Annotated in this window: 1 protein-coding gene; it reads left to right on the top strand. The window is 50.2% G+C overall.

Going from position 1 to position 16,526, the window contains the following annotated elements; all coding sequences use genetic code 11:
* Nucleotides 1–12: 12 nt before the first annotated feature.
* Nucleotides 13–16,467 carry an Ig-like domain-containing protein gene (locus GWC95_RS19645; RefSeq protein WP_202630309.1) on the top strand — a complete coding sequence of 5,485 codons (16,455 nt, stop codon included), beginning with the start codon at nt 13–15 and terminating at the stop codon, nt 16,465–16,467.
* Nucleotides 16,468–16,526 lie beyond the last annotated feature (59 nt).

The following is a 16,526-nucleotide window of genomic DNA, read 5'->3' as shown; positions in this document are numbered from 1 at the left end:
AAACCTGCTGTTATGAAAACAGTTCTACTCAGAACGATTTGTTTTGTTAGCCTTTTAGCTGTCCTGCTCAGCGCTATTTCCACTAACGCAAAGCCAGCCAAAGCTGGCCGTTTCAATGGATCCGTTCCTAAAGCGGTTAGTGATAACACTTTGCGCAAAGCTCCAGGGCAACTCAATCCCCTTCAAGAGTCTGGTAAGAAGCTTGCACCCAGGCAAACTGCTGGTCCACTTTTGTACAGCCATGTTGTGGCGCCCTTTGCTGCAACTGGGGCGGCTGCCTCGCATCCAATCCCGGGTAATGCGATTAACATTACCATCAGGGCAAGAGGTGGCGCGGGTGGCAACTGGGATGTGAACAAAGGTGGTAAAGGCGCGAAATTGTCGGGCTCATACGGAACCTCATTACAGGGTAAAACAATACAGATCATTGTTGGCCAGAAAGGTGGCAGCGACGGGTACAATGGCGGCGGCGGCGGCGGCGGAAGCTTTGCCTATTACATTTCCGGCAATTCGAACGTATTGCTGATGGCGGCAGGCGGCGGTGGCGGCGCCGCATTAATAGATGCGAGCCCGGCCGATGATGCGGAACACGATATCAATGCAAATGTACTCGGCCCCAACGGCCGTTACGGAACAGCCACTTCTGAACTGCAGGGAGGAGATTTTGGCACAGGCGGCAATGGCGGCCAGAATGCAAGGGACGTAGATGGACTCACATCTGATGAAAACCCTGCATCCGGTGGCGGTGCCGGTTGGAACCCAAGTGTTGACGACAATAATTTTCCTGAGCTGAGAGGGCCTTTTCATGGCCGCAGTCCGCAGGATGCAACCAACCCGGCTGCCGGCGGTGGTGATAATGTAGATGGATTCGGATACGGTGGATTCGGTGGCGGCGGTGCAACCTTCTTTGGTGGCGGTGGCGGTGGCGGCGGTTATTCCGGCGGCGGCGGGGGTGCGGGTACTTCAAATTTCGACGCAGGCGCCCATGGTGGTGGCGGTGGATCTTATTTTAATACGAACGTAGGCGGTACCCGTGATTCTGAACAACCAACCGATCTTGGCGATTACGACCAGGATGGTGAAATCGTTATCGAATATGATATTCCGGAAGGATGTACGCCACCTGCAGCTGTGATTACAGCCAATGGCGCAACCACTTTCTGCACAGGTGGTTCTGTAACACTGACCTCATCATCTGCTACAGGCAATTTGTGGAGCAATGGTGCAACTACCCAATCCATAACAGTAAATGCAAGTGGAACCTATACAGTTAAAGTAACAGACGGCGCTTGTTCCACGATCTCCGATCCGGTAGTGGTAACGGTGAATACAACCCCGGTGCCAACGATCACTGCAAGCGGCGCAACCACTTTCTGCGACGGCGGCTCGGTAACCCTTACTTCCAGCGAGGCCGACAGCTACAACTGGAGCACAGGCGCAACAACCCGCTCGATCGTTGTAACAGAAAGCGGAACCTACGGGCTCGAGGTAACTACAAATGGCTGTTCTGCAAACTCACTCGGTACAACGGTTGAGGTGAAACAAAAACCACATGTTACGGCATCGGTTAGCCCGAACCCTGTTTGCTACGGCACTTCAGGAACGATCACCGCTTCTTCTGACATGGGCGGCGCAACCTTTGTATGGAAAAAATCAGGCACCACGGTAGGAACGGGTTCATCTTTCACAACTACCACGCTTACCGCGGCCACTACTTACAGCGTTCAGGCAACGGCAGACGGTTGTTCTTCTGTTGAAGAATCGATCGTTGTTCCGGTATTCCAGGTGCAGACACCAACTGTTACAGCCGTTGGCCCAACCTCGTTCTGTTCAGGCGGATCCGTTACACTTACTGCAAGTTCGGCAAGCAGCTACCTGTGGAGCAATGGTGCCACTACACAATCGATCACTGTTAACCAAACAGGAAGCTATTCGGTAACCGTATTTATGAATGGTTGCTCTGCTACGTCTGCAGCAACACAGGTTACTGTAAATGCGATCCCTTCTGCACCAACCGTTTCAGTAGTCAACAACTGTAACAACACATCCACATTAACCGCATCAAATTATACAGGCACGCTGTTGTGGAGCACCAACGAATCAACACCATCCATCAATGTTTCTTCGGCCGGTACTTATACGGTTACACAAACAGTGAATGGTTGTACAAGTGTTGCGGGCTCAGGCGTAGCAGCACCTAAATCCACACCGGCTACCATCACTTATTCAACGGTTACCGATTGTTCAGGATACGTAACGGTTACGGCAACAAATGCAACCGGCTCATTGTTATGGACACCAAATGGTGAAACAACAAGCAGCATTTACGTAACTGCCTCAGGTACCTATGGTGCAAGGCAAACCATCAACGGTTGCCAGAGTGCATCGGCGCCCATCACTGTGACTACGATCGCGGTACCAAACACAAACTATACCGTAAGCGGAAGCATGACCATTTGTGCAGATGCCGTAAACAGCACCAACGTGAGCATCGGGTTGAGTGGTTCAGAAGCAGGGGTTACGTACAGGCTGGTTAAAAACGGAAACAACACCGCTACAACTTTAGCCGGTACCGGTTCTGCCATTGCATTTACCGGGACCTTTGCTTCATTTGGCGCGGGCTATTATAATGTACGTGCAGAAAAAGCAGGCCTGCCTTGCGCCCTTACAATGAGTGGCAACGCGAGCCTCAATGTGTTGAACAATCCTTCAACACCAACTGTAACCGTTGTTGATAACTGCGGAACGTCTACATTGACCGCTTCAAACTATACAGGTTCGCTGAGCTGGAGCAATGGCGCAACAACGCCATCTATCACAGTAAGCACACCGGGTACATACACGGTTACACAGAATGTAAATGGCTGTACGAGTGTAACGCCAGGTTCGGGTGTTGCGGCGCCCAAAGCGGCTCCGTCGGCTCCGGCTGTAACGGTTACAGACAATTGCGATGGTACATCAATTTTGACTGCATCGAATTATACAGGATCGTTGCTGTGGAGCAACAATGCAACTACACCATCCATCACCGTATCGTCTGCAGGAACCTATACCGTAACACAAACCGTTAACGCCTGCACAAGCGCAGCGGGTTCAGGTGTTGCGGCGCCGAAAACAACACCATCGGCCCCAACCGTGACTGTTGTTGACAATTGCAACAATACATCAACCTTAACTGCATCAAATTATACAGGCTCGTTGCTGTGGAGCACAAATGCGACAACAGCATCCATCACTGTCAATTCAGAAGGAACCTATAGCGTAACACAAACTGTAAACGGTTGCACAAGTGCGGCCGGGTCTGGCATTGCGGCGCCTAAATCAACACCGGTTGTAAACCTTACCGCGGGAGGCCCTGCTACTTTCTGCGCAGGCGGATCGGTAGTGCTTACCTCAAGTTCAGCTGCAAACAACAGCTGGAGCAACGGCGCAACAACGCAATCCATCACCGTAAATGCATCGGGTTCATACGCTGTTACTGTAAACAACAATGGCTGCGTGGCCACTTCATCAACCATCGTGGTTACTGTTAACCCATTACCTGCCGCACCGGTGGGAACGGGCAACGCACGCTGCGGCGCAGGTGATGTTACCATTTCGGCAACACCGGGTGCAGGTGAAGTGATCGACTGGTATGCGAGCGCATCAGGAGGTTCACCAATTGCAACTGCATCTAATTCATATACGGCGATAGGTCATGGTACAACTACAACCTATTATGCCGAGGCAAGAAACACAACTACAGGTTGTACATCTGCAACAAGAACACCGGTAACTGCAACCATCAATTACCCGGCAACACCAACGATCTCATCAAATGCGATGCCGACAACGTTCTGCAACGGCGGATCTGTTACGCTGACCTCAAGCTCAGCCGCCAACAACCTGTGGAGCAACGGCGCAACAACACAATCCATTGTCGTTACAGCTTCTGGAGATTATACGGTAAGTGTAACAACAACAGGTTGCCAGGCAACATCGGCGCCTGTCACTGTTACGGTTAAACCAACTCCATCAACACCCGTTGTTTCTGTGGCAGACAACTGCGACGGAACATCAACGCTGACCGCATCAGGTTATGTGGGTTCTTTGCTGTGGAGCAACAATGCAACTACATCATCTATCACTGTATCATCTGCCGGAACTTATACCGTAACACAAACCATTGATGGTTGTGTAAGCGCGGCGGGTTCAGGCATTGCTGCACCGAAATCCACTCCGGCAACACCGGTTGTTACAGTGGTTAACAACTGCGATGGAACATCGGTATTAACCGCATCAGGTTATACAGGTTCATTGTTGTGGAGCAACAATGCAACTACCGCATCAATCACTGTTAATGCGGCCGGTACTTATACGGTTGCACAAACAGCGAACGGTTGCACAAGCGCACTGGCTTCGGGTGTGGCCTCACCTAAATCTACCCCGGCAACACCGGTGGTTACCGTTACTGATTATTGTAACGGGCCTTCATTCTTAACTGTATCCAATTATAATCCACTTGCAACAGTATTGTGGAGCACAGGGGAAACAACGCCAGGCATCAGCGTAAGCAGTGCGGGTACATATACCGTTACACAAACAGTAGACGGTTGTACAAGTGCAGCAGGATCAGGCGTTGCGGCGCCGAAAACAAATCCGGCTCCGCCAACCATTACTTATGTTGTCAATTGCAACGGAACTACGGTATTGACTGCCCAGGCATCAGGACCGGTATTGTGGAGTACGGGAGAAACAACCAACTCAATTACAGTTACAACCTCCGGTATGTACACTGTAACCCAGGTTGTGAACGGATGTACAAGTGTACCGGGCGGCATCTCTGTTGGCACAATCAAAAACACGCCGGCAACACCGGTGGTTACTGTGGTTGATAACTGTAACGGAACATCAACACTGGTGACTACCGCAAACGGAACATTGTTGTGGAGCACAGGCGAAACGGGTAATTCTATTACAGTTTCTTCAGCCGGTACGTACACAATTACACAAGCCGTCGATGGTTGTGTGAGCGCACCAGGATCGGGTATTGCCAATCCGAAAACAACACCGGCAGCACCGGCTATAACGGTAGTCAATAATTGCGACGGAACATCAACACTCACTGCATCAAATTATACAGGCACATTGTTGTGGAGCAACAACGCAACAACACCATCCATTACGGTTTCTGCACCAGGATCGTTTACGGTGACGCAAACGGTTAACGGTTGTACAAGTATGGTAAACGGAGGTTTTGCTTCTCCGAAAACAGCGCCTGCCGCTCCGCAGGTAACGGTTGTTGACAATTGCAACGGAACATCTACGTTGACTGCTTCCGGTTACAGCGGACCACTTGCGTGGAGTACGGGAGAAACAGCAGCAACCATCACGGTTTCTGCAGCAGGCAATTATACCGTAACACAAACTGTGAACGGTTGCACAAGCGCACCATTCGTTGCGGTTGCCAACCCGAAAACAGCACCATCGGCTCCAGGCGTAACGGTTGTAGACAATTGTAACAACACATCAACCCTTACCGCATCAAATTATACGGGTTCATTGCTTTGGAGCAATGGCCAGCAAACGCCATCCATCACTGTTAACGCTGCCGGAACATATACCGTAACCCAAACTGTAGCCGGTTGCACAAGTGCAGCGGGTACGGGCGTTGCGGCTCCGAAAGCAACACCTGCAGTGATCAATTATTCATCTTATCCTAATTGTGATGGAAGCATCACGGTTGTCGCGAACAACGCAACAGGTTCTTTGGTGTGGATACCAAACGGTGAAACAACCAACAGCATCATTGTAAACGTTGCGGGTACGTATGGTGCACGACAAACGATCAACGGTTGCCAGAGCAACCCGGCACCGATCACTGTTACACCGGTTGCTGTTCCGGTAACTTACAATGTAGGCGGCGGCGCAGCGGTTTGCTCTAATGTGAACCAACAGGTAACGATCACATTAAGTGGATCTGAAACCGGCGTTACTTATGTGCTTTATAGAAATGGAGTGAGCACGGGTATGTCGAAACCAGGTACATCCGGTGCGCTCAGCTTCACCGGCGGATTTGCACCGGGTACCTTCACCATCAAGGCAACCAAACCAGGATTGCCGCCTGCATGCGAATACCTGATGAACGGTTCTGCTCCTGTAACCAGGATCCAGGCCCCGGTAATTACCATCACCGCACAGAACAATATCTGCGCTGGCGTAACACTTCCTGTTTCTGCCTCTGTAACCGGCGGAAGCGGCAGCTACACCTACGAGTGGCACAACAACTCTGAATTCAATGAAGATGTTGTTGCAACAACAGCTGCCTTCAATGCTACATTTACAGCCGACACAAGTTTCTATGTAATGGTGAACGACCAGTCAACGGGCTGCTCTGCCATTAAACCGGTATTCATTACCGTTAAACCAACGCCGGTTGCAACCATAACTGCAGGTGGAAACACATCTGTTTGTCCTGCACAAACCGTTACCCTGCATGCCAACACGGGTGCTGGTTATACTTACCAATGGTTCAAAGATGGCAACGCGATCAATGGTGCAACCAATGCAGATTACATTGCAACGGTATCTGGCAGCTATACTGTACAGATCACAAACAATGGCTGTACGTCTGTATCATCCAACGCGATTGCGGTAACAGTGGCCGATACAACGGCTCCTGTAACACCAGTATTGCCAAACATTACAGCAGAATGTGCTGCTACAGCAACTGCGCCAACAACCACCGATGCATGCGCCGGCACCGTTGTTGGTACAACAACAGATGCACTTACTTATACAACGCAGGGCGATCACGTAATTCACTGGACGTTCACCGATGCGAGCGGCAATACAACCACCGCAGAGCAGCATGTGATCATCAGCGACGTTACACCGCCAACGGTTACCTGCCCGGCAAACATCACCCGAACCGCAACCAACACGGGAAGCGGCTACGGTGCACTTGTTACCTACAATGCAACAGCAACAGACAATTGCGGAACACCAACCGTGACCTACTCACCGGCGTCAGGCAGCTTCTTTGCTGTAGGCACAACAACCGTAACGGTTACTGCGGATGATGGCAACGGACATACAAGCACTTGTCATTTCGACGTAACAGTGGTTGCGCCAGAGATCAACATCACAGGCAACAATCAAACTATTGTTGACGGCGATGCAACGCCATCAACGGCAGACCATACAAACTTCGGCAGCACAACACTGGGCGTACCTGTTGTTAAAACGTTTACGATACAGAATACAGGAACCGAGAACCTGGATGTATCTGCGATCAATATCAGCGGCGCAGATGCGGCTAACTTTACCGTAAGCGGCTTTGAAGGAATCGTTCTCGCGCCGGGCGCTTCTACAACGTTTGATGTTACGTTCCTTTCAAATACAGTAGGAACAAAAACAGCAACCGTTGTTGTAAGCAACAACGACAACGACGAGTCTGTTTATGACTTTGCGATCACGGCAGACATCAACTGTTCATCACCTGTATTTGCTGTATGCCCTTCAAACAAAACCGTTAACACCGATGCGGGTCTCTGCAGCGCGGTAGTTAACTATACAACAACGGTGAACGGCGTACCGGCACCATCGCTCACATACAGCTTCAGCGGTGCAACAACCGGAAGCGGTTCGGGCAACGGAAGCGGTTCAGTGTTCAACAAAGGAACAACTACAGTAACCATCACTGCACACAATGCATGTGGCGACGCTGTATGCAGCTTTACGATCACAGTGGAAGATCATGAGAACCCAGTGATCACAAATGTTCCAGCGAACATCAGCAAATCAAACGATGCAGGTGCATGCGGAGCAGTAGTTACATGGACAATACCAACAGCAACGGATAACTGCCCGGTAGTAACGCTTGTTTCTGACAAGCACCCGGGTGATGTGTTCCCGACCGGTACAACAACCGTTCATTACACGGCAACAGATGCAAGCGGCAATACAGCCTCTGCAAGCTTTGATGTAACGGTGAACGATACGGAAGATCCAACCATCACCGTTCCTGCAGATGTAACACATACAGCTGATGCAGGATTGTGCTCTTATAAATTTGCGAACAGTGTTGCAGACATCAATACAGTAACACCAGACGGCCACACGCCAGGCTACGGTCCAACCGCGATTCTTCTGGGAGCCGCAACAGGAACCGATAACTGCGGCACTGCAACAGTAGCAGGTGTGAGAAGCGATGGCTTGTCACTGACAGATCCTTATCCTGTAGGTGTAACAACCGTAACATGGACAGTGACCGACGCGCACGGACATACGAAGACAGGTGTGCAAACCATCACCATTACAGATGATGAGTTCCCTGTGATACACAACCTGCCGGCTAACATCAGCAAGTCTACAGACGCGAATGCATGCATGGCAACTGTAACATGGACGGCGCCAACTGCAACAGACAACTGTGCGGTAACCATGGTATCGGATCATCAATCAGGCGAACAGTTCCCTATCGGTACAACAACGGTAACCTATACGGCAACAGATGTTCACGGACATGTAACCACGGGAAGCTTTACTGTGAGCGTTGCCGATCATCAATTGCCAACCATAACCTGCCCGGGTACGATTACCGTACCTGCACAAGCAGGTAAAAATGGTGCAAACGTTGTTTATGTGGCGCAGGGAACAGACAATTGCCAGGCACCTGCTGTTACCTACTCAATTGCACCGGGCAGCTTGTTCCCGATCGGATCAACCACGGTAACGGCAACTGCAACAGATGCTGCGGGTAACCAGGCAACCTGTTCATTCAATGTGATCGTTACCAATAACCCGCCGGTTGCAAACCCTGATGTAAACACAACAACAGAAGATACACCGGTAAGCGGGAACGTTTTGCCAAACGACAGTGATATCGACGGACATACATTAACGGTAACAACCTTTACCGTAAACAACATAAGCTATACCGCAGGACAAACAGCAAGCTTTGCAGAAGGAACGATCGTGTTGAATGCTGACGGCAGCTATACCTACACACCAGCGGCAAACTTCAATGGTGCGGTACCGGTGGTTACGTATTACATCACCGACGGTCATGGCGGAACAGCGAACGCAACATTGACCATTACCGTAACACCGGTTAACGATGGGCCTGTTGCAAACCCGGATACCAACACAACCAGCGAAGACACGCCGGTGAGCGGTAATGTATTGCCTAACGATAGCGATATCGATGGTGATGTTCTTACCGTAACAGGTTTTGTGATCAACGGAACACCATATGCACCGGGTAATATTGCCCTTATTCCTGGCATTGGCGATATCGTTGTGAATGCGGATGGATCATATACTTATATCCCGGCACCGAATTACAATGGACCGGTACCGGTTGTAACGTATTCGATCACTGACGGGCATGGTGGTAATGCATCATCAACGCTTACCATCAATGTAACACCGGTAGACGATGCACCTGTTGCTGTGAATGATACCGAGTCTGTAAACGAAGATGCAGTTCTTACTTCAACTGTAAGAACCAACGATACAGAAAGCGGAGACGGCGGCAATACCTGGAGTGTTGTAACAAACCCGACACACGGCACATTGGTATTCAATACTGACGGTTCTTATACTTACACTCCGAATGCCAACTTCAACGGCACAGACGTGTTCACTTACAAAGTATGTGATGTGGATGGCGATTGTTCAACTGCAACCGTAACAATTACAGTAGTATCGGTTGACGATGCACCTGTTGCAGTGAACGATACCGAGTCTGTAAACGAAGATGCAGTTCTTACATCAACTGTAAGGACCAACGATACAGAAAGCGGAGATGGCGGCAATACGTGGAGTGTTGTTACAAACCCAACACACGGTACTTTGGTATTCAATACCGACGGTACTTATACTTATACTCCGAATGCCAACTTCAACGGCACAGACGTGTTCACTTACAAAGTATGTGATGCGGATGGCGATTGCTCAACTGCAACTGTAACAATTACAGTAGTATCTGTTGACGATGTGCCTGTTGCGGTGAACGATACTGAGTCTGTAAACGAAGATGCAGTTCTTACATCAACCGTAAGGACCAACGATACAGAAAGCGGAGATGGCGGCAATACATGGAGTGTTGTTACAAACCCAACACACGGTACTTTGGTATTCAATACTGACGGTACTTATACTTACACTCCGAATGCCAACTTCAACGGCACAGACGTATTCACGTACAAAGTATGTGATGCGGATGGTGACTGTTCAACTGCTACTGTAACCATCACCGTAGTATCGGTTGACGATGCACCTGTTGCAGTGAACGATACCGAGTCTGTAAACGAAGATGCAGTTCTTACATCAACCGTAAGGACCAACGATACAGAAAGCGGAGATGGCGGCAATACATGGAGTGTTGTTACAAACCCAACACACGGTACTTTGGTATTCAATACTGACGGTACTTATACTTACACTCCGAATGCCAACTTCAACGGCACAGACGTGTTCACTTACAAAGTATGTGATGTGGATGGCGATTGTTCAACTGCAACTGTAACAATTACAGTAGTATCGGTAGACGATGCACCTGTTGCAGTGAACGATACCGAGTCTGTAAACGAAGATGCAGTTCTTACGTCGACTGTAAGGACCAACGATACGGAAAGCGGAGATGGCGGTAATACCTGGAGTGTTGTAACAAACCCAACACATGGTACTTTGGTATTCAATACCGATGGAACTTATACTTACACTCCGAATGCCAACTTCAACGGCACAGACGTGTTCACTTACAAAGTTTGTGATGTGGATGGCGATTGTTCAACTGCAACTGTTACCATCACAGTGGTTCCGGTGAATGATGTGCCTGTTGCCGTGAATGATGCGGTATCTACCAACGAAGATGTAGCGATCCATTCAACTGTTGCGGGCAACGATACACCAAGCCCTGATGGTGGCAATGTATGGAGCGTTGTATCAAACCCGGCACATGGAACACTCGTGTTGAATGCTGACGGTTCTTATGTGTACACGCCAAATGCAAACTACCACGGCACAGACGCGTTTACTTACAAAGTCTGCGACATCAACGGAGATTGCGCAACAGCAACTGTGAACATTACGATCGCGTCGGTGAATGATCCGGCTGTGATCAAAGTGAGAAACATTACTGTTTACGTAGATGCAACCGGAAACGTGAGCATTACACCTGGCCAGATCGACAATGGTTCTTACGATCCTGACGGAATCGCAAGCATCACCCTCAACAGAACCAATTTCAGCTGCGCTGATATTGCAACCAGTCCGAACACCGTTACATTAACCGTAACCGATGTTGACGGCAACAGCATGTCTGCCAACGCAACCGTAACCGTACTGGATGCCATCGCACCAACGATCGTTTGTCCTGCACCGGTAACCGTTCAGTGTGCTTCAGCAGTACCGGCACCAAATACGGCTTCTGTAAGCGCGGCGGACAACTGTTCTTACACAGTAAGTTTTGTGAGCGATGTGATCTCTAACCAGTCGGCGCCAAACAAATACACGATCACACGTACATACAAAGCTGTTGACCCTTCAGGAAACCAGTCAACGTGTACGCAGATCATCACTGTAAACGACAACACTGCTCCAACGCTCATCGTAGCAGGAAGCTTGCCTGGCAACAGCAATGGCCAATGCCTTGCAGGTGTACCGGCGGCTCCGTCAACTGCAAGCATTGCAGCATTGTATACGGATAACTGCAGCGGAACGGTAACAGCGGTATTAACAAACACAACCACCACCGGCACCAACGCTGCAGGATGGGTGCGTAAATACTACTACACCATCACCGATGCGAGCGGCAACACAACAACCGCATGCGTAACCTATAGCGGAAAAGATACACAGGCACCTGTGCCTAACATAGCAACATTGCCTACGGTAACAGCAGAATGCAATGCGTTTGTTACAGCGCCTGTTGCAACAGACAACTGTGCAGGAACAATTACCGGCACAACCACAAGCGCACTCAGCTATACTGCGCAAGGCACGTATGTGATCACATGGACCTATGCTGACGGCAACGGCAACACTTCTACACAAACACAAACGGTGATCGTGAAAGATGTTACGCCACCTGCGGTTACATGTCCTGGTGACATTACCGTTACTGCAAACACAACAGTAAGCGGGCAGGCCGGGGCAAACGTAACGTACACGGCATTGGCGGTAGATAATTGTACAACACCAACGATCACGTACAGCAAAGGATCCGGAAGTTTCTTCCCGGTAGGCACAACAACAGTAACCGTAACTGCGAACGATGGCAACGGCAATACGTCGACCTGCTCATTCAAGGTGATCGTGAACTGCGTTGTACCGGTGTTCACAACATGTCCGACCAATAAATCAGTTAACACCGATGCAGGTAACTGCAGTGCGGTGGTAACATACACATCAGCAGCAACGGCAACGCCATCTGCAGCATGCAGCTATACATTCAGCGGCGCAACTACAGGAAGCGGTCCTGGCAACGGAAGTGGTAAAACCTTCAACAGGGGTGTAACTACGGTAACCATCACGGCATCTAACCTGTGTGGTTCAGCTACCTGCAGCTTCACAGTTACGGTTGTTGACAATGAGAAACCTCGTATTACAGCGCCGGCGGCATGGAGCGTTAACAACGATGCAGGCAAATGCGGTGCGACCATTGCCAGCCTGGGTACGCCGGTAACGAGCGACAACTGCGGCGTGGCAAGCGTAACCAACGATCATCCTTCAACATTCTACCCGGTTGGTAAAACAATCGTAAAGTGGACCGTAACGGATGTGAACGGCAACGTTACAGATACGGCAAAAACATGCGTAACTGTATTGGATAATGAAATGCCAACCATCAGCGTAACCAATGTATCAGTGGGCAACAGCGCAGGCATCTGCGGTGCGAACATCACACTGGCTGCACCGGTTACGGCCGATAACTGTGGTGTTGCAAGCGTAACCAACGACCATCCGTCAACCTATTATCCTGTAGGAACAACAACGGTTACATGGACCGTTACGGACAATGCGGGATGGACAAAAACAGCAACCCAAACCGTTACGGTTACGGACACCGAGAAGCCGGCGATCGTTTGCGCACCTAACACAACCATTGCGTGCGGATTGCTGCCAACCCCTGCAAATACAGGATCGGCAACAGCTACAGACAATTGCGGTGTTGCATCTGTTACTTACACAGACGTAACCAACGGCAACATCATAACCCGTACCTGGAAAGCAGTTGATGCTGCGGGCAACACAAACACATGCACACAAACCATTACTGTGGGCGGTCCGTTTGTTGCAAGCATCACATCTGTTCCAACAAGCAATACTTATACAGGTGGATCTGCGAACAGCCTCTTCATCGGCTACGGCGCGCAAAGCACCGTTCTGCAAACCAATGTTCCTGCAGGTAGCTATACCTATGCATGGAGCGGCGCAGACGCAGCCATGCTGAGCAGCACTACTACCGCTAACCCGGTATTTACACCAACAAGAGGCGGAAGCTTTACGTTCACCGTTACCGTTAAAAATGCGCTGGGCTGTACAAACACCGCAACCATCACGATCTGTGTAACAGACATCAGGGTGTTTGCAACAGCAACACCGCCAAGCAACAACAACTGCGGCCACCAGTCGCACTACTCCTGGAACTGCCCGCATGGCGGACACGGACACAGCTGCAGCCATGGCTCGCACAACTCATACAATTGTCCTGATAAAGAAGACCAGGACGATAAACAGGGTATGTGTAACCACCAGTCGCACAATTCATACGATTGTCCGCACAAAGGCCACAACCATACCTGTAACCACAGGTCGCATACTTCATACAACTGCTCGCACAGGAGTTGTAACGATCGCGATGACGATGATGATCACCAAAGAACGTGCAACCACCAGTCGCACACATCAAGCGATTGCTCGCACAGGGGTCATAACCACGCAAGCTGTAACCACCAGTGGCACAGTTCATACAACTGTCCGCACAGCGGCAACAGCAACGATCAGAAAGTGTGCAACCACCAATCACATTCATCAGGTGATTGCAACCACAATGGCCATAACCATGGCAACTGTAACCACAGGTCGCACAGTTCTTCAGATTGCCCGCACAACGGCGGCAATGGCGGAACGGATGACGATGATGAGAAGAAAGTATACATCTGCCACGTACCGCCAGGCAACCCTGCTCAACGCATGACCTTGTCTATCGGCATCAGTGCAGTAGCGGCACACCTTGAGAACCACCCTGGCGACAGGCTGGGAAGTTGTGACCAGGCGCCTTGCAGTGGCTATACGGATAACGTGAAACCGGTGATCGATTGTTCGGATAACGTAACGATCGCGTACGGTTCATCAACATCGCCTGCTGTAACAGGATCACCGGAAGCGGATGATAACTCGGGAGATGTAACCATCACTTATACAGATGCAAGCACAAAAGGCAGCGATGCAACGGCGGCGAACTATTACAACTATGTGATCACAAGAACATGGAAAGCAACAGACCTCGCAGGCAACTATGCAACCTGTGTACAAACCATCACCGTAACGGAAACAACCAAACCGGTGATCACTTGTCCGGGCAGCACAACCGTAGCATGCGGATCAACAGCGCCATCTGTGGCGGGCACTGCAACGGCAACCGATAATTCGGGTGTGGTGAACATTACCTATACAGATGCAGTGAGCGGCAACAAAACAACACGTACATGGAAAGCTACGGATCCATCAGGCAACTATGCAACCTGCACGCAAACGATCACCGTGGTTGATAATGTTGCGCCTGTGTTGACAGAGCCGAACGACATCACCGTAAACTGCGGAACGTCTACCTTGCCTGCTGCAACAGGTACCGCAACAGCAACAGACAATTGCAGCAACGTAACGATCACTTATACCGATGTGGCAGGAACGAACAAGATCACAAGAACCTGGAAAGCAACGGATGCCTCAGGAAACTACAGCACGGATGTGCAGGTGATCACCATTGTGGATCTTGTTAAACCAACGATCACGGCGCCTGCGGATATCAGCATCAGCTGCAGTGCATCAACCACACCATCGTACTGTGGTGGAAACGCAACAGCATCCGATAACTGCAGTTCTGTAAGCATTTCTTACAGCGATTCAAAAACGGGCAACGTGATCACACGTACCTGGAAAGCGACGGATGCATCGGGCAATTTTGCAACGGATACGCAAACGATCACGATCACAGATAATACCAAACCGGTGATCAGTGTACCGGGTGCGATCAGCCTCAGTTGCGGATCATCAACCACACCATCGGGATGCAACAGCATGGCTACGGCTACAGACAACTGCAGCACGCCGGTTGTGACCTATAGCGATGCGGTGAATGGAAACAAGATCACGCGTACATGGACAGCAACCGATGCGGCGGGTAACTTCAGCACGGGAACGCAGATCATCACGATCGTTGACAATACGAAACCGACGCTTACGGTGCCTTCGGCTGTAACCGTTAACTGTGGTTCATCAACATTGCCTGCGGCAACGGGTACGGCAATGGCAACAGATGCGTGCAGCACGCCAGTTGTTACTTATACAGACGCCACATCAGGCAACGTGATCACACGTACCTGGAAGGCAGTGGATGCAGCAGGTAACACAACAACGGCAGCGCAATACATTACCGTTGGAGTACCGTTTACTGCAAACATCACTTCTGTACCAACAAACAGCACGTATACAGGCGGTGTAAGCACGAACCTTTACCTGGGTTATGGTGCACAAAGCACAACACTTACCATGTGCAGCCTGCCATCGTCTGGCGCGCCTTATACCTATGCATGGAGCGGATCGTTCGTGAACAAACTGAGCAGCACAACAGCGGCATCACCATTGTTTACACCGGGCGTGAGCGGGTACTTTACATTCAATGTAACAGTGACCAACAAGTATGGCTGTACATCATTCGCAACCATCAGCATCTGTGTAACCGATATCCGCGTACCGGGCACGAACGGAAGCAAAGTATACATGTGCCATACGGCTAAGTACAAGGCACCGCAAACCATACAGGTGGCACTCAGCCAGGTATCGTCTCACCTGAGCTCAAGCACATGTGGAAGCGATGGCAACGACAGGCTGGGAAGCTGCGACCAGGCGCCTTGCAACAGTGTGAACGAAGTATCTGCTCCTATCGTAGTGAATAAAACAACAGCAACGGGCGAATCTGCTGAGGCGGTTGCCACAACAGAAGAAGAACTGAAAGTGACCGTGATGCCGAATCCGTCAACTACTTACTTCACGCTGAAAATGGAGAGCAAATACGAAACACCGATCAGCATGCGTGTAATGGATGCGAACGGCCGCGTGGTAGATGCGAAAACAAAGATCGGAGCAAACAGCACGATCCAGATCGGCCACAACTACGCAAGCGGTACCTATTACGCTGAACTGGTACAGGGCACCAAACGCAAAGTGATACAACTGATCAAGGCAAGAGGATAAACAGGATAAGTAACGGGAAACAGGAAGCGCGTAACGTAGAAAGGAACAGAACAACAGAA

The sequence above is a fragment of the Sediminibacterium roseum genome (assembly GCF_009939005.1).
Lineage (GTDB): Bacteria > Bacteroidota > Bacteroidia > Chitinophagales > Chitinophagaceae > Sediminibacterium > Sediminibacterium roseum.
The sequence above is the reverse complement of the archived record's forward strand: the minus strand, read 5'-3'. Positions and strand labels throughout refer to the sequence as shown.

Bases quoted from the DNA above. Each gene is read 5' to 3' on its own strand.
- GWC95_RS19645 (WP_202630309.1), top strand. From the start codon at position 13: ATGAAAACAGTTCTACTCAGAACGATTTGTTTTGTTAGCCTTTTAGCT.